At 43.1% G+C, this 22,191-nt stretch carries 9 protein-coding genes; 1 reads left to right on the top strand and 8 read right to left on the bottom strand.

Annotated elements, in window-relative coordinates:
* Positions 1 to 205 precede the first annotated feature (205 nt).
* The 7 genes from MHI37_RS06660 to MHI37_RS06630 form a co-directional block, all read right to left on the bottom strand.
* Positions 206 to 2,419, bottom strand: a complete 2,214-nt coding sequence (locus MHI37_RS06660; protein ID WP_076334518.1) for a helix-turn-helix domain-containing protein — start codon at positions 2,417 to 2,419, stop codon at positions 206 to 208.
* A gap of 202 nt (positions 2,420 to 2,621) precedes the next feature.
* Positions 2,622 to 4,082 carry a glycosyl hydrolase family 28 protein gene (locus tag MHI37_RS06655; RefSeq protein WP_076334519.1) on the bottom strand — a complete coding sequence of 487 codons (1,461 nt, stop codon included), beginning with the start codon at positions 4,080 to 4,082 and terminating at the stop codon, positions 2,622 to 2,624.
* 440 nt (positions 4,083 to 4,522) lie between these two features.
* Positions 4,523 to 5,383 (bottom strand): hypothetical protein, encoded by an 861-nt coding sequence (locus MHI37_RS06650; RefSeq protein WP_076334520.1) that lies wholly within the window; start codon positions 5,381 to 5,383, stop codon positions 4,523 to 4,525.
* Between the two features lie 11 nt (positions 5,384 to 5,394).
* Entirely contained in the window at positions 5,395 to 6,090 is a 696-nt protein-coding gene (locus MHI37_RS06645) for a hypothetical protein (RefSeq protein ID WP_076334521.1), read from the bottom strand.
* Positions 6,091 to 6,098: 8 nt separating this feature from the next.
* The gene (locus MHI37_RS06640; protein ID WP_076334522.1) at positions 6,099 to 7,130 is read right to left on the bottom strand and encodes a LacI family DNA-binding transcriptional regulator; all 1,032 of its coding nucleotides are present in this window, start codon (positions 7,128 to 7,130) and stop codon (positions 6,099 to 6,101) included.
* Positions 7,131 to 7,345: 215 nt separating this feature from the next.
* Positions 7,346 to 11,914 carry a beta-L-arabinofuranosidase domain-containing protein gene (locus tag MHI37_RS06635; protein ID WP_076334523.1) on the bottom strand — a complete coding sequence of 1,523 codons (4,569 nt, stop codon included), beginning with the start codon at positions 11,912 to 11,914 and terminating at the stop codon, positions 7,346 to 7,348.
* A gap of 33 nt (positions 11,915 to 11,947) precedes the next feature.
* Positions 11,948 to 16,705, bottom strand: a complete 4,758-nt coding sequence (locus MHI37_RS06630) for a LamG-like jellyroll fold domain-containing protein (protein WP_076334524.1) — start codon at positions 16,703 to 16,705, stop codon at positions 11,948 to 11,950.
* Between the two features lie 595 nt (positions 16,706 to 17,300).
* On the opposite strand from MHI37_RS06630, the gene MHI37_RS06625 reads away from it, so the two are divergent.
* The gene (locus MHI37_RS06625) at positions 17,301 to 19,385 is read left to right on the top strand and encodes an RICIN domain-containing protein (RefSeq protein ID WP_256709389.1); all 2,085 of its coding nucleotides are present in this window, start codon (positions 17,301 to 17,303) and stop codon (positions 19,383 to 19,385) included.
* A 616-nt stretch (positions 19,386 to 20,001) separates the two neighbouring features.
* Here the strand turns inward: MHI37_RS06625 and MHI37_RS06620 are convergent.
* On the bottom strand, positions 20,002 to 22,095 hold the full coding sequence (locus MHI37_RS06620) for a family 78 glycoside hydrolase catalytic domain (protein ID WP_076334526.1): 2,094 nt from the start codon (positions 22,093 to 22,095) through the stop codon (positions 20,002 to 20,004).
* Positions 22,096 to 22,191: the final 96 nt, after the last annotated feature.

Below are 22,191 nucleotides of genomic sequence, written 5' to 3'. Positions count from 1 at the left end.
TTTCTGTAATAACGATGTTCGTACAGCGCTGCTTGTCATTCGTTTCGATATACCAACCTTACGATGATGAAAGCGCTTTTTCTATTGTAAATTCATTTGAATAACTATGTTTTCTTCAAAATCCTTATATAATTTCTTTCAAGAATAAAAAAACAACCCTCAAGAATTTCTCCTGAGGATTGTTTAGCTAACCTATTTATTCTGATTAGGAAGCTACAATCGGCTTCTTTACCGCATTTCGATATTGCACCGGCGTAATGCCGAAACGCGTCTTGAATTTGTTGTGGAAATACTGTGGATTCCGATAACCGACCAGTGTAGAAATTTCAGCTACAGATAAGCGAACATCGGACCGCAGCATATCCGCCGCTTTATCGAGCCTGCATCTTGTCACGTATTCTGTGAACGATTCCTTCATGACCTCCCCGAATAAAGTGGATATGTAGGCTGGGGCCAAGGATGCCAGCTCGGATAATACGTTCAACGATAAATCCTCATGCAAATGCTCATCAATATATTTCTTCAGACTCATAATAATTTCTGTATGCGCGTGGCTGCTTGATTCCTGAACATGCGTTACCATTTGCTCGGAATGCTTGCGAATGGCCATGACGGTTTCCGAAAGGCTCTCCTTCTTCAGCTCATCGAATAGCCGAGATGGCGGTACCAGCTTCTGGAGCTGCATATCGATGACCGCTTGGTAGAGGGAGGACACAAGCTGGAGCAGACTTAGCTCTATCGATTCAAGCTGCTGGCTTCCAGATTGCATTGCTGCTGCAAACTCGTCAAGGAATCGGTTTACCTTGTTTAGATCCCCTGCTTTCAAAGCGTTCGTATATTGATCGAATGCAAGCAGCTGCGGAGCAGCATTCAGCTCCGTTATATCCCTATGCAAAATAACGGCTTGCGAGCCATAAATGAAGCGGTAGCGATAGGCTTGCAGCGCATATTGATAGGAAATCGGAATTTCGTCGCTGCTGCCAACGAGCGACCCTATCGCAGCTCCGAAACACAATTCATCAACAGACGTTTCCTTAAAGCTGCTCAGATGATCAGCCAACAGTCGCTCAGCCTCGTGCTCCTCTCCTGAATTCACAAAGAAAATGACCGCAGCCTCCTCGTCATTTAAGCAGACGATTTCAACAGGGAAATTCAATGTAGATGCCTCATAAAGCTCTTTAAAGGTTAACATTTCTCCTTCCAGCAAATGAATATGCGCCACTACAAAGCTGGATTCATGCGGCAGGCTCCTCGTATGCTCCAAATTAAGATTTGCCCCTAGCACCAAATTTTTCATCTCGTTCGTTTTGGCGCTGCTCTCCAAGGATACGATTCTTTGCCCCATAACACTTAAGGCATTCCCAATAAATGTGTATTCGTTTCCTTGCACAAGGCCAAGACTCGGCTGATAGGAGGCTCTGACCAATTGAGTAAGCTTCTTCATCGGCATGTAAAACTGCTTGGACAGCAAATAAGCGATAATCAATCCAAATAATAGAACCAGACTGCAGCCGATGAATATGCTGGACTTGAATTCTTGCGTGGATAACGTGAAGGCCTTCATAGGGCGCATAATCGCATAGCTCCAGCCCATATCGTTCTCTTCTGAGGGCAGATAGGACAACACTGCCTTCCCTTGTCCTTCAGCCGACACTTCTTTTACTCTCGTATCCGCATTCATCATTCCGTTTACGAGCTCGATCTCCTTGGCCGTGCTGTCTCCTGTAGCCGCAAGCATCGACCCCGTTTCATCAAATACATAAAGCTTCTCAGAAGGAGAGCTCATAATCTGGGATACCGTTGCAGTCAGAACATCAAGCGTCACGTCTACGAAAATATAGCCCTTGGGCTCGAGGCTTGGCTGATTGTACGGCAGCTTCACGACATAAGTCAGCGCCTTTTGCCCGTCCGGAAGTACGCGGTAGAGCCATTGTTTATGATTTTCCGGCTTTAGCTGCTTAATAAATCGGGCATCCTTGGAGTTGTCTGGATCCATATAAAATGATGCGCTATCGACGACATAATATCCTTTTTTAAAATATACGGTCGTATTGTAAGCGCCTTCATTATCTAAGCCTAAAAATCCGATTCCTTTTCCAAGCAAAGCAATTCGACTTAAATTATTTTCCCAGGAATTATCCAATAAAAAGTTCAAATTAGCGTTATTTTGAGTAAAGCCAGTTGATAACATTATATTTTGAATATGATTCTCATATTTACGCAGCACGGTCTTCTCTACAAAATCCTTCGCCGTTTGCAGCCGACTTTGGCTATCTCTAGCTATTTCGTTAACCATAAGCCCGCTCGCGCGCGAGTACAAATAACCGCCAGCCAGTCCAATTAATACGACAGCCATAACCGTGTATGACAAGATTAAGCGAGTAAAGAAACTATTTTTATATTTATTTTTCGTTTTCATTACTTAGCCCCCCAATACTTTAACTCTTGCGATTTCTATAAAAATTGTAATCGCTAACAAGATATTTTACCAGTGTAATTATGTTAGAAACTTTAAGTTATTGTTAAATGAGTGCCATTATAACGGCAGAAATCCACTCCACGTGCAAAAAATAAGCCGACCTCTAAATCGCAAGGCCGACCTACCATTATGTAGATTAGAATCAACTGAAATGAATACGTTCCGCGTGTTTAACAATAATCAAATTGGCAGTGTCTGCATCATGCGCTTGCTCACCGTTAATCCGCAAATTAACGAATTGAATGCCGTCAACGATCCGTTTCTCATCAAAGCCCTCGATGATGGACGGATTGTCACATAGGCCATTAAAGCTGACGTTTTCAAAACGAATATTTTCGACCCGGTTTCCGGGAGCCGGGTTATACTTCGGGTTATGGAACACTCGGATATCAATTAAGCGGCCTAGCTCAAATTGCTCTACACGAATATTTCGAAAGAGGACGTCGCTGACTGTATTTTTGTCGCCAGCGTTAATCGTCATACAGCCCCAATACCCATCCTGCGGCTCATGATGCTCCAAAATGTCAATATTTTCAAATACGATATTTCTAATCATATCTCCGTTTCGCTCATAATCCCCGTGGGCCCCAATCATAATCGGGTGCGCAACATCCGCCCACAGCACGGAATTTTTGACGGTTATATTTGTTGTATCTCCTTCGTATGCCCAGCGTCTACCGTAAATCGCGATACAATCGTCCGAGGTGCGAAGAAATACATCCTCGATTGAAATATCGGAACAGGACATCATATCGATGCCATCGCACCAGCCCCGAGAGCTGAACGACTTGAAATTTCGGATAGTTACATGCTCCGACTTGCCGAGAAAAATACTGTAATGTGGCGGATCGACCAGTGTAATCCCCTCAACTGTGATGTTGCGAGAAAACTCGATTTCCACACCGCGATAATACGTCATTTTTTCAAACTCTCTCATATACAGCAGCCCGCGTCCTCGAATGATCACATCCTCCACATGGCTGCACACGATAGAGCCTGCAACGACTGCTCCAGCCGCCAAATATACGATCGTTCCGGAAGCGACATAGAGCTGTGGATCATCCAATACGTGCAAGCCAGCTCCAAAATAAAGCACCTCAAACGCCTTTCCTGTCCGCTCTTCTCTCCCTTCCTTTAAGGCTTGCAATCTCTCAAGCAGGTCAACCGATCTATGATTGCCCGGCTGCAGATTCACTGTTTCTTGTCCGTGTAAATCGGGGACATCCTTCTCCAACTCATTGGCGAACAGATGAAGATTGCTGAACCGGTCACCGTTTGCCTCAAGGGACAGCTTCGCTGGACGATCCAGCTTGAAGCAGACCTTGTTGCCTTCATGCCTGAAATCTATCTCCAAGCTGCTCGGCCGAATTTCGACTTGCTCTAAATTGCCTCCCAGCATCATTACCTCGATCTCCACCGTACCGTGAAAATCGAAAGCAACCATCGACGTTTCACGAACATTATGCATATCCACTGGTACGGAATAAACAAACTGCTGCTGCCACTCCCCATACTCCTTGCGAACTCTGACTTTATAAGTCTGATTTTCCAAGATGCCGCAAGGAACTGGATAAGTAACTAAATCCGTTATTTGGTCGATCATTACGCCTGCCTCCTTCTAAATAAACCATGTATAATGGCTACCTTAGCAGAAAGCAAACGTTCATTCTATTGCAATCTTATTCATATAGATGAAGATTCTTTAAATCATATGTCATCATACCTTTTCGTCGGTGAGCGGAACTACACTGCACTGTATACAGTAGATTTGATGCTTCTAGCGTTTCTTCAAACCTACACTGCACTTATTGCAATGGAATCCGATATTCGAGGAAAAAGTCGTTCGATTGAAGCCTTTTCTGTTGTATTTATGCAGTGTAGCCGTTCGAATCAGCTCATATGTGAGGTTCCTATTGTAATAAGTACAACGTAGATTACCTCGTTATCGTTAGTAGCAGCTATGGCGTATTACGGCAGCGCAGCTTTAGCCGAATGATCGAGTAACAGCTATGATAGAACCCCTTTATCCCTATCAAAGTAAAGTTATTCTTTAAAATAAACCTTATTCTCTATATCATCAAAGCTTACCTGCGCTATCGTAATCGTTCCTCCATCCATAATCAGCCCATCATCACCAAATATACAATCCGAGTTCAGTACCACCGTAAAAGAAGGTTTTTTCTCATCTGATTTGATCACAAGCGAGAAAATACCTTGCTGCTCTGTATCATGAGCTTTGTAATAGTAAAGCTCGCCGTCCTTGGCAAAGACCATTTCACCTGCATCATACATCAAGTAGTTCTGAGAGTTCTCCTGCTCGAGCCACTTTCCCGTCAGGCTTACTGCTACCTGCTGATAACTTACGTAATCAGAGCTACGAAAGCTGAAGATCCGCTGCTGCAAAGCACCCTTCTCACTAGCTTGATAAGTCACAATAGCAGTGTCGCCACTAATCCAATTTATTTTAAAAGAATTCTCTTCGATCGTCTTATATGTAGAGCTTCCCGTTAAAGCAGCAGTTTGTTTACCAAAGATAAATCCTCTGCGCTTTAATCTTACCGTCTCATCCTTCATTTTCTTATATTCCTTAAGGATCACTTCATGCTGCCCGTCCTCAGACTTAGATACCACCATATTCACATCACCCATATGATAAAAAAATGTAGTATTGGCAACGAGCAGTGCAAGGCCAAACCCCCATTGCATCCATTTCATAAATTGATTTTTACTGTGCAGCAAGAAAAATAAGAAAGCAATGATTACAAAATTGATCCCATAGAAAATCCAATCGTAAATGAGCTGATATTCCTTTGGAGCTGCGACACCGATGACCAATGCTTGAAAAATGATGAGTAAGACCGCCACTGCAAATAGTGTTATTTTAATGGGTTTATTTTTAATCATACAATCATCTCCTACAATCCGAACTGTGACAGGATTTCACCATAAAACGGGTCTCTGCTATCTACCTCGTCCCAAGTCACTCCTGTATTTATGCTGCGAAAAACCAAAATCTTAGCTTGAACTGATCCTTCGTTACGAATGGCAGCTAGATAACCCGTTCGATCATCATCCACGAAATCAATGTGCAGCTCGTCGTACCCCTTCTGCAAATCATGAGTAGCTGTCTTCGATATACTGCCTATACTCCAATGCTCACCCTTGCTATCTGAGGTCATTATGCTAATATTTTCCGAGCCGCGCCCACCGTATACAATCGTTATTTTTTCATTGGATCGATAAATATTGCTTTGCTGAATCGTATCCACATACTCAGATATACGGGCGTACCCTAGATAATCATCATCTGGAGCCTGTGCCCAGGTCTTACCTTGGTTGCTTGTAACATACAGCTTATTCTCATGTACAACATAGTTTTGATCTGATTTAACAGGCAGTGTTGTCGCTTTTGTCCCCGTAATACTATGCGAAATCATACGATCGATATCCTCCGGATATAACGAATCATCCTGTTTTTTCTCCACGACTAACGGATTTACTTGCACATATTTCAAATTTTGATCATCAATTATACTTTTACTCGCTTTGAACGCTGCAAAAATAATTAGCATGCCAACCAAACCTATTAAAACGGATTTCAGTGCTTTCATAAAGTTTCTTATCGCTTTCGAAACGGGCCGGTGCTTTGACGGATCACAAGCTCAGGCTGCAAAACCATATTCCGTTTTGTTTTATTGCCATTTACGATTTGATGGATGGTCTCTACTGCAAGGCTCCCTAAATCATTCGTATTCTGGGTCACTGTCGTCAGCTCAGGAATGACAGCTGTAGATAAAGGAGAATCATCAAAGCCGACAATAGAAATATCCTGTGGAATGCGCAAGCCATGCTCCAATGCAGCCTTTATGGCTCCAATTGCTGTAAAATCATTCACGCAAAGGACCGCACTCGGCCTTTGCTCTCCCTCCAGCAGTTTACTCATCAAATCGCGGCCCGCCCGAACAGAGAACTCTCCATAAAGCAGCCATTCCTTGCGCAATGATAATTGATACTCCGTTAGTTTTTTTCTTACTGCTTTTACCTTTTGGCTTGTCGTACTCATAAATTCCAATCCACCAATGAATGCGATATCCCGATGTCCAAGATCAATTAAATGCTGCGTAGCAATCGCCGCGCCTTCCGCTTCGTCAGTGTATATTCGATGCAAACCACTTTTAGGCAGGTTGCCGTTTACAAGTACGATTGGTATATGATTATCTACTTCAACTACTTCCTTTTGCAGCTCCGCTGGACAATTTGTTAAATTAATGCGCCCGCCTAAAAAAATGATGCCTTCGACTCGCTTTTCTCTTAAAATACTCAGATATTCCGATTCACGGCTATAATCGCCTGCCGTATTGCACAAGAAAAAAGTATAGCCCTTTTCTCTTGCTTTATTCTCAGCACCCCAGAATACTTCAGGGAAAAAAGGGTTTGTAATATCAGGCAAAATCATCGCTATCGTTCCAGTTTCTTTTTTTGTCAGGCTTCTAGCTAACGCATTTGGCTGAAATTGATGTTTCTCAATAACTTGCATTATTCTCTCTCGCGTACTCACTTTGACTGGCGCTGTTCCATTAAGTACACGCGATACTGTCGATACAGAAACATCCGCTTCCCTTGCAATATCATAAATGGTGATTGTTTTCATTAAGTATCATCCTCGTTATTGTCATTAATAAGTATGATAACAGATGTATCTTATGTATGAAACCCATTTCATCTTGGTAAACATATTATGACCGCTGTTATGAAACAGGAATATTAAATAACGCCCAACCTATGTGCTTAAGCTCAAAAAAAACACAACCCCGGCATTTCCATGCCAAGGCTGTGCTGAAAAATATTGATTGTTTTTATTTTTAATTATTCACCTAAAATCAAACGAGCAATAGCAGCTATATCTTCGATATCTATCTTACCATCCTTATTAAAGTCTGCTGAGTTGAATTTATTCCACTCGGGATCTGATGAGGTCATCCCATAATGCGAAGCTAAGATTGCTAGATCCCCGACTCGAACCACATTGTCTCCATTTAAATCTCCCAGCACTTGAGTATTAACAAGTGATCTAAACAGTTGAACCGCAGTACTTATTCGCTCAGCAGCTTGATTAATTTGTGCTTGGCTAGCAGTACTATCGTTTAATACCTCTTTCGCATCCTGAATAGCTGCAAAAAGCGATGCTTTTGATCCTGCTGGATATTGGCCGGTATGAGTTCCCTCTACCGCAGCATCATAGAGGCTCTGGGCAGCCCCGACTGCGTCATTCAAGGCATCCTTCGTTATACCTGCGATGATTTCAAATAGGTACGGATTTGGATTTGATATTGCACTTTCCATTCCGCTGCCATTAGCAAAAACAATATCTGACATCGTAATGCTGCTTGATTGTGCTTCACTAATTTCCTTTGCCTTAAATTGAAGCTTTAGCACGCTAAACGGGGATTCCGTATTTTTCTCAGGATGAAGATCTACCGTCAACAAACGTACTTTCCCTAACGTTTCCGATTGATCTACAATGATGAAATCCGGCTTAAGTGCTTCTGCTGAAACAAACTCCACTTTACTTGGGTCATAGCTGAAGGTCAAATCTTTCGCAAAAACATCAGCGGTTTCCATATTCAAACTGACCATCACATCAAAGATTTGATTGGATACGACGCTTGCTGCTCCTGAAATGGTGAGCGGATTCGATGCCGCCTCATCACTCTTTACAATATGAATTGCGTATTGCTTGGAGGTCGTATGATCTTCGGCTTTAGCCGTCAACACAATTTCAGTCGAATCGCCCGTCAACGATATATTGCGAGTTACCTTATCATTAATTAATATTTCACCATAATATACCAAGCCAAATTCGTCCATTGGCTGAGCATTCATCGTAATCGATTCCGTTGCGGTCGGAACAGTTAACGTATACTCAGTAACTTCAGGATCAAATTCCTGTGATAAATTGCCTTCTGTGAAGGTCAATGATTTCAAACTCGGATTTGTCTTATAGTCGGTTATTACCCGGAAGATATCGAATAGGCCGCCTACGAGACCTCCGCTGCTTGCAAATTTGACAGTAACATAATGAACTGTTCTTTGTACGGGATTACCGTACTTATCCGACTCTTGTACCGTCTTCGTTCTGCTGCTTTCTACCAATTGTTGCGTGATTTTCCGCGTCTGATTATAGAAATTACCCGGAATACGATTCTCAATGCTTTCAGACACAAGCTTAGTATCATCAATAAAAATATCAAACTTCCTGCCTGCATCGCCGCTATAGTACGTACTGAACAAATAGTTCGCAACACCCGGAGTTACTTCCATATCATAGCTAAACGAACCGTTAGCCAGCGCATCCCTGTACGATTTGCCATTGTATATGCCAACAGTAGATTGATTCGTCTGCCGGTTTGCGGCAAGCTCGTATTGATCATTAGCTACGATGACAAAGCTGACACTAGCAGCTTCAGCTCGGCCTGCTTCCTTCTCAGCAAGCAAAGATTGTTGATAGCTAAGAGAATCGGCAGTAATTAAATCGAAATAAATACCATACCGATCTTCATATCTTGCAAAATGCGGTGAAAAAGTTAGAATGCCATCATCAGCATCTGTGCCCTTCAACGTAAATTCCAGCTTACCATCCGTTTTCACTAGATTTTGAGCCACATTCTCTTTCCATAATTCAATATCATGTCCTAGAATGGTAATGAAATTTTTTGCTGAAGTATCTTTGTTCGGCTTCAAAACATTAACGCCATGGGTTTGGGTCTGCATATCTTTTGTACCTAAGCCAGCACTCAGAACAATTGGGCCATATTTAAAGGCTACCGTGTTTTTCGCATCCGGAAGGTCAAAGCCTATTACTTCCATAGGAAAATCCAATGTAATGGTAGTGCCGTCTGTCCAGTTTTTCGTGAATACAAGGTATCCTCCTTCAATCGCATAATCTTGGGAAACAGCTCCGTTAAGCTTCACACGAGGAGTCGTTTTCGCCCAATCAGGGATTCTGAACCGAAGAGTTGTATTTGTTGGCCCTGTCGTATTAATGGTGAAAGCGACGATTCCGGTTGCTGCATCACCAATTCCGGTATTCGGAAGCTGCGACTGCTGTGTAATTACCAAATTTTTATCGGACAGCTTTACGATTGAAGATAAATACTGATTCACATATACGCTATCTTTGCTTGTAAAATAAATACTATCGTTCAGCTTAGCAAAGTTCTCCATCCCCGTTCCTGTACAGCACCAGAAATGGAAAAACGCGCTGCTGAATACTTTAAAATAGCCTGTATCCATCGGTTGGAAGTACATGGTCATACCCGTTTCCGGATTTTGCGAGGATATGATCGAATTCGTAAATGCATTCTCATAGAAGTCCGCGTATTTTTTGTCCTTTGTAATTTTATAAAGCTCTCTTGTCAGCTTCAGCATGTTGTAAACATTGCAAGTTTCATCATTAACATTCGTAAGCTCCGCTTCCAAAACATCACTATGACCAAAATGCTCATTCTCGCTATTTCCGCCTGTCACATAGGAATGATGCTTCACAACCATTTCCCAGAAATTTTCTGCTACTTGCAGATAGTACTCTTCAATTTCCGATTCATCGAGGACGGTATAACGTTTCAAGGCGCCAATGACCTTAGGAATCGTCGTATTCGCATGCTTGCCATTTAGAATATCAACATTGTTATATAGAGAGTTAAACAAGCTGATCTCATCGAATTTCTCCGCTGCTTTCAAGAAATGATTATTATCCGTCAAGCTGTAAAGATCATACAGACTATCATTCATACCGCCATATTCAACACTAAGTACTCTGGATTTCATCGCTTCATTCCAAGTAGCTGTACGGTTATAAATATACTCCCCAAACTTCTCAGCAATTTGTAAAGCCTTTGGGTTGTCACCAAACTCAGCTGCACTAACCAAACCAGCCAAAATTTTATGAATGGTATACCATGGAACCCAAACAGCTTGACCATTCTCCACTTTATCTAGGAATGAAGTAGGAAATGCAGATATATAGCCGTTGCCATTCGCATCCTGGCAAGCTGCTAATTCATCAATGATGTAATCCATCCGTTCTTTAAGTCGAGCTTTATCAGCACCGGTCGCATTTACATAAGCCGTTGAAATAGCCGAAAGGTAATGCCCTAACGTATGACCACGAATTTCCGTGTTTTCCCAGCCATCATAAACTGCTGCTTTTGGATTGAGACCGCTAGTGGTTCGAAAGGCACTTAGCAATCTATCCGCCTCCAGCGATAATAAGTAATCAACCTCTTTTTTAAAGGCATTAGCATAGTAGCTGTCTGTTAGCGTAACATCAGCCATCGGTACAGCTTCCAAGGAATCTGAAGAGGACTTCATTGCTGGTACGATGACTATAAAATCTCTTGTAACGCTCTTACTTCCGAAAGAAACGTTAGCAGTTAAGATAACAGAAGCATCACTTTCACCAGCTGCGGGTCTTTGAACGCCACCGAGTAAATCGATCACGTCTACATTGCTGGATACCCATGAAATAGTGGATTCAGATTTCCCGATTAACGGAAGAGCGATATCACTGCTTGCTTTCTCGGGTAAAACGATGGCCTCAGCATCCGACCTAGCAACTAGTTCATAATCAAATGACGTTCCTGACTTATCTTCGTACAAAGCGACTATAGCCTCGTAGCTGGCAGCTGTACTGTATACGAAATAATCGTCTAACGAGTACTTAGCATAAGCCCCATTATATTGTGGGCCATTGTAGCCAAGTGATTTGGATGTCGTATCGTCCGATTTAATAACTCCATCAGCTCCGCTAACGCCAGTTGGATTTTCTATAGTTATTGTTTGTAAAATACCATTCCGATAAATTTTGACCGCTTTTGTCAGATTATTATAAGTAATAGCTACATGAGTCCAAGCATCTATCGGAAAAAAGTTATTTCTCGAACCCGTAATATTGACTTTGTAAGGCTGTCTATTCGCTTCCGAGGAGCCGAGTGAAATAGCAAGCGGCTTACTATCGCTTTCAGAAGTGAGATACCATCCATCACTATAATAAGAAGTCTTATTCCACATCAGCATTTGCTCGCCCGTCATCGTTTCATTAGGTTTGATCCAGAAGGACACGGTTAAATCAGCTGGCTGAAGTGTTCCGCTTTTTCCAAGATCAACAAATGTGCTGCCGCTGAGCTTTAACGCTTTTCCCCCGTCAACGTCAGGCACATAGGAATAATTAACACCGCTGATCGTTCCATTATTGCCTTTCGCTGAACTGTCCTGCACATTGTCCTCAAACTTAAGTGAAAGTACCTTAGAGGCATCCAATAGTGCCAAAGTATTTGAATTCACATTTGCTGCAAATAAAGTCTGTCCAGCTAATAAATTACTCGATAGCATGACCACAGTTAGCGCCCATATTCCTAGCTTTCGTTGATATTTCATGTTCTTTCCTCCTGATTATACTTTTGTAATCCATTATCCTAAAATCAATCTCGCGATCGTTGCCAGATCGATAATATCGATCTTGCCGTCATTGTTCATATCGATTTTCTTGTAAGCATCCCAATTCGCAGATGCGGATGTTAAGCCATACCCAAGTCCAGCCATACCCAAATCTCCGATACTGTAGCGGGAATCACCGTTGAGGTCTCCAATAATCGAAGTGTTAATCTTATTACGGAATGCTTGTATCGCAGCGCTTAATTGATCGATAGCAACCGTTATATCCTGCTGCGTTGCATCGTCTTTTTCGACAACCGCTTGAGCAGCAGCAATAGCTCCGTTAAGAGTTGTTCTGGTGCCTATTGGATATTGACCAACTTGATAGCCTTCCGTAGACGTGTTGTATAGGGACTGCGCGTCAGAAACCATCTGGGCAAGTGCTGCTTTATCAACAACCGTATGATTGATTTGCACTTGTAAAGTATTTCCGCTGCTCAACGTAGTTTCGATACCTTGACTATCTGCGACAATTACATCGCTCAGATATACTTTGCTCGTTATAGACTTGTCGCTTATTACAGCTGTGAACTTCAGCTTCAACAAATCCGCCGTTCCCTTGACCGCATTCGATTCCCCTTGGCTGGATAGCAGAATACGTACTTTTCCCTCAGAAACGGATTTAGTAGATGCCACTACCGATATGCCCTCGCGCAAAGCCTCCACAGTATTGAACTGCAGTTCTGCTGGATTAAAGTGAATGGTCAAGTCATTGGCGTACATCGTTGTCAACAAATTAGTCAATCCATACGTCACTTCATAGGTTTGACCACTATTCACATTTGAAGCTCCTTTGAGGATTGCTGTATTTGAATGAGCCTCCGGCTCATCCTCTCCTGCAATTTCAGACGCGGAGAGTGCGCGGTTATACACCTTAACATTATCGAAATAACCTTTGAAATAAGCGTCTCCTGCATAAAACGATTTGCCTAAGTAAGCTAATAAATTGCTGCCTAGCTCTGAAATCGCTATGCCTACATTGTTATTCTCTGCGATCAATACGCCGTCCTTATAAATTTTCATACTTGTAGGTGTAAGGATCAGCTTGATATTCATCCACTTGCTCTTAATAGATTGCGTTGTCGCTTTCGCTTCTTGCTCAGTAGAATAACTGCCTTTCGTAATCGCATTGCGAATTTCGGTGTCTCTCGTGCGAAGGAACATGTATCTGGAGTCATTTTGTCCTAGCGTAAAGGTGAAGAAATTACCAGAAACCGTTTCCGCTTTCATATCCATAGAGATCGATACCGTGCTTCTGCCATCAAAGAAGCCTGTTGGGAACGCAGCATACGTATTAGTCGTACCGTCTAAGTAGAGTACTTTGGAGTTCTTGTCAGCATCCGTCACATACGTCGCATTTCCGAACAATGTGCCATCGCGTTGGTTGCCCGATGCATCTTGGATCTTACCATTCGTGCTAGTTTCATCGAAGTTGTATTCCAGAACCGGATTTTTTTGTTCCTCTTCATCTGGTGCTTGCACAACCTTATAATATTTAGCCATAATTGCGTCGTATTCTTTTTGTGTGATGCTGAGAATTGAACCATGACGCTTCTTCGCCGAGTCTAACGAATATTCTGAAGCATCCAATTTTCTAAATGCTCCCGTTGATAGATCGGAAGTTACGATCGGCAGATAACCTTTACCAGTCGCATACTGATCGACAAGGATTGCCCATTCCTCTCTATCATTGAATTTAAAGATTTCCGGCCCCTCAACATTACTGCCGGTTAACCCCACTTCTTGGAGAGTTCGAGTCTTCTTCCATGTACCCAGAAGCTGATCGCTCTCCTCGAACGTAATCTGACCATCAGCCGAAGCCCGATAATACTTGTTGTTTGCTTTAATCACCGTCGTATCAATGATGCTTTGATTGTCCCGATCGATCCATTCTACAGCTGGCGTAAACGTATAAAAATCTCTTGTTTTAGCATAAAAGATTTTAGGCTCCGAGGCTTTTCCTGCCGGTTCTACATTAGAAGCCCAGAATACGATATATTCGCCGGTCATCTCGTCGTAGATTGCCTCTGGCGCCCACGCCATCCCTGCATTAGATGGTGCTACCTCCACGCTTCTTGGTTCAGTCCAGTTGACCAAATCCGTTGATTCCCAAATGATGAGCGACTTGCTTCCGTTTGTTTGTGTCCCGCTCCATCCGCCTCTATGATAAATACTCAAATCGGTTGCCAAGAGGTAGAACCTATCACCCTCCGGGGTACGCAGCAGGTACATATCACGAACACCTTGTTCTCCTATATTAGACGTCAGTACAGGTGAGCCATCATTCAAATCTTTCCAGTGCAAACCATCTAGGCTGCTTGCAAAATAAACCTGCTCTCCATTGTTGCCTTCACCAACAAAGTGGTCGAATAAATACGCTTTGTAAACCAATTCCTCTGGTTTGGCTTTAACTATAATCGGAATATCCTTTGTCTGACTTGCTGTCCCATAAGTAACGGTTGCCTTTAAGGTCACCTGTGTATCCGCAGCCTGCCTCGTTACAATCCCTCCAGGCATATCGTCGTAATTCTGATTAACGACTGGATTGACACTAACCACATCTGGTCTGTTCGTACTCCAAGCAATGCTCGCACCTTCTGGGCTGCTGGTTGGCAAGGTTAGATTGCCACGAACGTCATTCGCATTCTGAATTTTCAATTCAGCTATTGCACGGTCCACCTTTTCTGCATCACCAGGAACCGTTACTGGCTGATTATATACCTGACTAATCTGCGTATCTGTCAGCGCCCTGTTATAGACACGAACATTGTCATAAGAGCCCTTAAAGTAAGGGTCTGCGTAGAACGATTTGCCTAAATAAGCTTTAAGATTACTTCCGAGTGTAGACAGGTTGGCAACTAGATCGGTCACTTGATTAATAAGCACACCATCTTTATAGAGCTTCATCGTACTGTGCTTGCCATCTTCATTGCGCTGTAATACAATCGCGACATTCGTCCAAACATTTTTCATGGAAGTGCTTAGAGGCGCCGTAATTTTTTGTTCTTTCCCATTCGATTGGAAGGTTAACGCCGAATATAGTTCACTAGCCCTTGTGCGGAGGAATAAGTATTTGAAGTTGTCTTGCCCGATTGCTAATGTGAAGAAAAATTGACTGTCCATTTGAGAATGGACATCCATAATAATCGATACATTGTCTTTACCATCGAAATAGCCTTCTGGGAAAGCGAGATACGGGCTGTTCGTATTCGCATTTCCACCGCCAAGGCTGAGCACATTCCCTTTATCAGCATCCGTCTTATAAGCTGCACCATTATAAAGAGCTCCGTTATTAGCTGCACCTGAAGCCCCTGTATTGACTACAGTTGTTCCTTGGAGGATTTCGTCAAACTTATATTGCAGGTCGGGTACGATGACATCGCTTGTATCTGGCGTTACTGGCTGAACGACATCTTTTCCCCATTTCGCCATAACAGCGTCGTATTCTTTCTGAGTAACAGGCAGAATACCACCGTGCTTCGCACCAGTTGGCATTCTATATTCCGTACCTGCTAGTCTTGTAAAGTTACCCGCAGCTAAATCAGCTTCGCTATTCGCAATTAACGGGAAGAAGCCAACACCTGAATTGCTGCCCGTATATCCGTCTAATAACAATTGCCATTTTTCTTGCCCGTTGAGCTTGAAGATTGCTGGCCCTTCAACACCGCCTTGCCCTCCGACAGTCTCTTTCACTAATTGGAAATTACCAAGCGCAGAATCACTTTTTTCCAAAAATACAGTATTATCTTTTTCTTTTTTCGTGAATCGATAATATTTTCCGTTGTACTCGGTCATCGCCGTATCAATATAAGTAGAATCGCTTGTTTTGGCTTTATAAACGGCAGCGCTCGTAAAATTGTAAAAATCACGTGTTTTCACATAAAAAATTTGATGTCCCACTCCTGCTACATTGGATGCAAAGTATATGATATACTCTCCGGTTGAAGAATCATAAATCGCCTCTGGCGCCCACATATTCCCGGCCTCTGCCGGGGCGATCTCGATCATCCGCTCATCCGACCAATTAACTAAGTCATCTGATTCCCAGATCATCATCGATTTGCTTCCCTTGCTGCTGTAATCGCCCCATTGTCCCCCGTTAGCATCTAAATCCGTTGCAATAAGATAAAATCTATCATTCTCTGGGGAACGGATGAGAAAAGAATCTCGAGCGCCTTTCGTCCCTAATGTAGATGTAAGTATCGGTTCGTTCTTATTCAGATCATCCCAGAACAAAGCGTCTTTGCTTGACGCAAGGTGGATCTGCTGGCTCTCGCCTGTTCCATACAGGTTTGAACGGAAATAAGTATAAATATAGCCTTTTAACTCATCAAGCTGTGCCGCTTTCTTTACAGTTAAACCTAAAACCTTCTGTACCGTCTCACCGTTATATTCGAGTGTTGCGGTTAAGCTAATCTGCTGGTCTTCAGATTGCCGTTTGACGACTCCAGAGGGAATTTCTCCTTTACTGCCTGTTGCTTTGTCTGTAATAATCTCCTTGTTTGAAGACTCCCATGTCATATTCACCTTGTTGCCATCTACATCGATCTGGGCGGGTAATGTAATATTGCCTCGGATATTCTCGGAGTTAGGGATAGATAACTTCGAAGCAGCTGAAGTAAGTATTGGATTTACTAAAGTGGCTGCATTCGCGATTGTACTTTCACCAAAAATATTGACCATACTTCCGAGTGCTAATGTAAGGACTAAGAGACATATTAAACTTCGCTTCATTGGCTCATCTTCCTACCCTTCTCAACTTTAATTGAAATCGCTTACAACAATACTGAAACCATATTCTCTAATGATCTTCCCTTTCTATATTGGTATTTTCACTTCGTTAACACCACCTCCTATCCGTTTCCATCCCTCTTGTATGAAGAGCAAGGTTATTTATATTTAGCATAGAAATTTCGAACCTTAAACTCAATGGAATAATTGGTTACAAAAGTTGATTTTTTAATTGAGCGTTACTTTAAATAAAAGAGAGTGCCTCTTGGAGGCACTCTCTATCAACCCGATTCCTGATTAGAAGCTCAAACCCCATAAAAATCTAAAATATTTACACTCGCCTTAAAGGTTTAGCAATTTATTTCAAACTAAAAATCATTTAAAATACAAATGAAAACGTTTTCATTTATGTTCTCGAGTCCTCTAACTTCCGTTTTCTACAGTTGCTCCTTCTAACCAAGCTGAATGTCTATAAAGTGAGTTTGTGCATTAGAAAAAAGGGAGGTGGTGTATCCGAATTGAGAGCTAGAGATATTAAACCATAATACGGAGGTGAACAAACAGTTTTCCTATCAAAAATTAAGGAGACGATTAAATAATGAAGAAAGCTATTGCATATTCAATTATTTTAAGCCTTTGGGTGAGTATGATTGGGTTTGTTATGGATGATAATTCAGCAGCAGCAGCAGCAACCACCTTTGCGCATCCTGGCCTCTTGCATACACAGACAGATTTCGACCGCATGAAACTAATGGTAGACACGGGAACGCAACCGTATTTGAACGGTTGGACTCAATTGGTTAACAGTCCGCTTTCACAATCCGGTTGGAACCCGCGTGCAACTGCTACGATCTCTCGTGGCGGCACTGGAGACAATGTGGCTTTGTTGTTCAACGATATTGCCCGTGCTTACCAGAATGCCTTGCTATGGAAGATCGGCGGCAACACAGCTAATGGTGATACCGCCCGCGACATTCTGAACGCATGGTCGTCTACACTTACGACCATTACCGGTAATGCCGACCGCTATTTGGCTTCAGGACTTTATGGGTATCAAATGGCTAACGCGGCCGAGATTATGCGCGGCTATCCCGGGTTTAATGTGACCCAGATGCAAACCATGTTGTTGAATGTATTCTACAAGCCTCTTAACGAGCGCTTCCTTATCGGTAATGAATATGGCGGGGACCACAATGACGCATACATCCAAAATTACTGGGCGAACTGGGATCTGAGCAATATGGCTGCGACAGTTGCGATTGGGATTTTTTGCGACCGCCGAGATATCTACAATATCGGTATTGAATATTTTAAAAATGGCTCCGGAAATGGCTCCATCTATAATGCGATTCCATTTCTGCACCCAAATGGGCTTGCTCAGTGGCAGGAGTCTGGACGTGATCAGGCGCACACACAACTAGGCATTGGATTGATGGCCTCGATAAATGAAATGGCTTGGAATCAAGGCGATGACTTGTATGGATGGGCAAACAATCGCTTCATGCGCGCTGCTGAATACGTTGCCAAATATAACAATGGAGATAACAACGTACCGTTTGCTACGTACGAGTGGGGATCTGGCACTAACGGCGCGGTTCAAACACAAACCGTAGTTTCCGACGCCAGCCGTAATGAATTACGTCCAGTCTGGGAAATGATTTATAACCACTATGCAAACCGGAAGGGCCTGTCTGTACCAAACATTGCAGCACGCGCCAGCCTGATGAGACCTGAAGGCGGTCCCAACACTCAATATCCTTCGACCTTCGACCAGCTCGGATTCGGAACACTTCTTTATACTCGTCCCGCTGGCAGCGGAGGAACTGCAACTCTTCCTGGCGGAAATATTCCAGACGGCACTTATCGTTTCATTGTGCGCTTAGATGGCAAGGCAATGGATGCAGTCGGTACATCAAATGGTGCAAAAGTACAAAAATCATCATATCTTGGAGGGGCTAATCAGCAGTGGAATGTAACCCATCTTGGCGGGGGGCAATACAGCATCAAAAATGTGCAGAATGGACTAGCTCTGGATGTAGCAAGTGGGTCTCTGGATCATGGAGCAAAATTTCAATTGTGGAGCTATAATGGCGGGGACAATCAAAAATTCGCATTTATCCCTACAGGTGGCGGTTATCACCGTATCACCCCTGTACATTCGAACAAACCAGCTGACGTCGTAGATGTCTCCACCGCAGATGGAGCACTCATACAGCAATGGCGATACCTTCTTGCCAGCAACCAGCAGTGGAGACTAGAGCCATTGGCAGTCAGCGCTCGCTTGCAATCGTACAACTATCCGGACCGTTATATTCGACATAGCAACTATCGCCTACAGATAGATGCCAATATTACGCTAGCTCAAGACTCACAGTTCAAGATCGTTTCCGGATTGACCGATTTGAACGGAGTCTCGTTCGAGTCCATCAATTTCCCTGGCCGCTTCCTGCGTGTCCGCTCCAATGGAGAGGTATGGCTGGATCAGAACGATAGCACGACAGCTTTCAAAAATGATGCAACCTTCCGTCGTACCGCAGGATTGGCAGATCCTCAAAAATCTTCCTACCAAATGTGGACGGATTCGACCAAATATCTCCGCCACTACAATTATCTGATGTATGCTCAGTCCGGCTCAGGCTCCGCGTTTAATGCCGATGCGACATTCACTGAAGCAGCTCCGTAAGGATATATGGAAGTAATTTAAAATGATAGCGGGATGGCCAAGCATCTATTCAAAGTAAAGGAGAGAGCAGTATCGCTGGCTCTCTCCTCTTATGGGAATCATGATTAGAAGGCTATTTGGAGACATGGCCTGAGCAAATCGGCAATCAGCATCCACTCTTTGGTGGTTTAGGGACAGTTATTTAGGTTCGTGGACAGGTGTGAGTTATAATTCATCCTGTCACAAATCATGTTTATATCAGTCTCAACGCGACAGATTGGTAATAATTACAAATTTCTTTACTACAGCTGCCACTTTCCAACTAACTTTCCTCGACAGTTCAATCTCCTATCCAATCATCGATTTCGCTAACATATTCATCTGATTCCTATACATTATCCGTTAACTCTATCAACAGCCCAGAATTATCGTTTGGTTCTTTATATAATGGAATTCGCACTTTGAGTCAGTCTGTTGCTTATACTTCGCCTTCAACATTTCCTTGTTTCCAATTGCAGGCGTATATTGCATCCCGTTCTGCTGGAATCACAGCTCAATTTACTACAAGAATCGAACAAAATCTCTGTCCATCTCTCAAGATTAATGGCACTTTTTTTGGAGAATTTGAACCGATAACTTATTTAGTTGGTTGATAAGAGATATGATATTTTTTTCCGGCCTCGATGGTTAATTCATAAGAACCGTTAACGATTTCTCGAGGCTCTCCTTCGTTACACTTAGGGCATTCGGAACTGAAGAACGCAAGAATTCCCGTACCAGTCGTACTTTCGACGCAAATTGTGTTTAAGTCCATCTCCACCGATACTTGTCCCGTTCCTGTCGGTACCTTCCCCTTCATATATTCGAGACCGCCGAGGTTAGGAGCGATCCGGTACGATTCATATCCTGGTGATGTTGGTGTGACACCAAGAAAGTATTTACCGAGTAAATAGATTGGTCCGGCACCCCAAGCATGGCATAAGCTCTTTCCGAATTTCATTCCATACATACCGTAGTGATCATCATCCGCTAAAGAAGGATCGTACTCCTCCCAAAACGTCGTTGCGCCAAGGTCGATCATTCCTCCCCAGTATGAAAGCAGCTCCTTGCGAACGTAATCATGTTCCCCACTTTCGCATAGAACCGCTAACTCATGAAACCGCATATATGGCGTCCTAATCTTAGGCACATCAGGATTCAACATGACATTGCGGACAACCGAATCACGTTGTTCCGGCGATAAGTAACCATAGGTCATCGCGAACATACTTGCATGCTTGGTCAGCGTCGGTTTAGTCTCGCCTTCAACTCGGTGATGAAGCAATCCACCTTTACCCTCATCCCAAAAGAGACGAAGCGTCGTAGATTTTATCTCTTCAGCCAAAGATCCATAACTGCCAGATGCGGAATCGTCACCCATCAAAGCGGCAAATCTAGACATTGCCTCCAGACTGCGCGCGAGCAGAATCTGTTCCGTACTGACGGCACCCTCGTTATTGAAGTCCGCCCAATCTACGAATACCCAATCCTGCTTTCTACCTTCCACCAAGCCCTCTTCGTTTAGCTGTTTCAAACAGAAATCCATTAGACTAACGGCACGATCGTAATACTGCCGGATAAACTCAAAATCGCCCGTATAAAGATGGTAGTCGTAAAGTGAGATAAACCAATACAATGTGTAGTCCAAAATTGTGTTTATGTGCATGGTGATCGGGTCTTTACCCCGCAAAGCAACCAACGTTCTGCGTGTCACGTCTAGGTCGAAAAAACTGTAATAATTCATCAGGAATGCTTGATACGCATCTCCACCCCATACCCAGCGGTCTCTCTTGATCCCATCCAGAAAAAATTCTCTAGTGTTTAACTGTAGCGTATACAATGATATGTCGTAAATTTCATTCAGCTTGGGATCTGAACACTCGAACGAGCTACGGTATTCTACCGGCACATACTCGTATAACATACTTACGCTCTCCCAACTTACATCAGGATCACCCTGTATCCATACATAACGGAAGGCTTTTGCTTCATTCAACGTAAAGATTCCATTTATTCTTTGCTCAATCGCTTCAAGAGCCTCGAATCGATCTAAATTGACACAATCTTCAGTAGAAAGTGCCTCAGCTATCGACTCTCCGTAGTATACTCGTACAGCTCCATTGCCTTTTATGTTGTGGAATCGCAAGTAACCGAACGTTTCACGGCCAAAATCCACCATTGGGTAACCGTCTCGCAGCGTTATTTTTACCGGCTCATGAGGAGTAGTAGGTAATCTGAAACGCGAAGGAGGATTTACTGTCGAGTCGAACGACCAGGATCCTGCTTGCTTCCAGTCATTTTGATATGAGGTGACCTCCCATGACGAATCGGTCCGTACCGTTGGACCGTCGATAAACAATGCCGGCACTTCGACATCGTTGAAAACGCTTATGCTTATCTCATGCCGACCAGCCGGCAACGTGATGAGTGAGTCAGATGAGCGATAGTTATCCATACCGTCAAGGTAGAAAGAAAAAGTTCCATCTGCTATGATCTGGATTTGCTCATCTTGTTCCAATTCATACGAATAACGAAATTTAATATTGGAATAATGCCGATCCAACCTCCAATAAGCCGGATACATGACACCTCGAGCCCGTCTGGCGACTGACATCTTCTCATGTAATCGAATTTCAAATTCACCGGGATACCAAATCCAAGTTGCCACTTGTCTATTCATCTGTTTTTCCATATTGAGGTTAGCCCCTTTCAGATCATATAACTAATTGTATAATAAGCAGATAGGTTAAAATACAGGAAGAAATGACAAATATATAAGGGAAATACG

Origin of the sequence: Paenibacillus sp. FSL H8-0548 (assembly GCF_038630985.1) — a bacterium.
Taxonomy (GTDB): domain Bacteria; phylum Bacillota; class Bacilli; order Paenibacillales; family Paenibacillaceae; genus Pristimantibacillus.
Note: the sequence above shows the minus strand (reverse complement) of the source record. Positions and strands in the feature narration are given on the sequence as shown.

Coding starts and splice junctions, on each gene's coding strand:
- MHI37_RS06660 (WP_076334518.1), bottom strand. CDS start 2,419: ATGAAAACGAAAAATAAATATAAAAATAGTTTCTTTACTCGCTTAATC.
- MHI37_RS06655 (WP_076334519.1), bottom strand. CDS start 4,082: ATGATCGACCAAATAACGGATTTAGTTACTTATCCAGTTCCTTGCGGC.
- MHI37_RS06650 (WP_076334520.1), bottom strand. CDS start 5,383: ATGATTAAAAATAAACCCATTAAAATAACACTATTTGCAGTGGCGGTC.
- MHI37_RS06645 (WP_076334521.1), bottom strand. CDS start 6,090: ATGAAAGCACTGAAATCCGTTTTAATAGGTTTGGTTGGCATGCTAATT.
- MHI37_RS06640 (WP_076334522.1), bottom strand. CDS start 7,130: ATGAAAACAATCACCATTTATGATATTGCAAGGGAAGCGGATGTTTCT.
- MHI37_RS06635 (WP_076334523.1), bottom strand. CDS start 11,914: ATGAAATATCAACGAAAGCTAGGAATATGGGCGCTAACTGTGGTCATG.
- MHI37_RS06630 (WP_076334524.1), bottom strand. CDS start 16,705: ATGAAGCGAAGTTTAATATGTCTCTTAGTCCTTACATTAGCACTCGGA.
- MHI37_RS06625 (WP_256709389.1), top strand. CDS start 17,301: ATGAAGAAAGCTATTGCATATTCAATTATTTTAAGCCTTTGGGTGAGT.
- MHI37_RS06620 (WP_076334526.1), bottom strand. CDS start 22,095: ATGGAAAAACAGATGAATAGACAAGTGGCAACTTGGATTTGGTATCCC.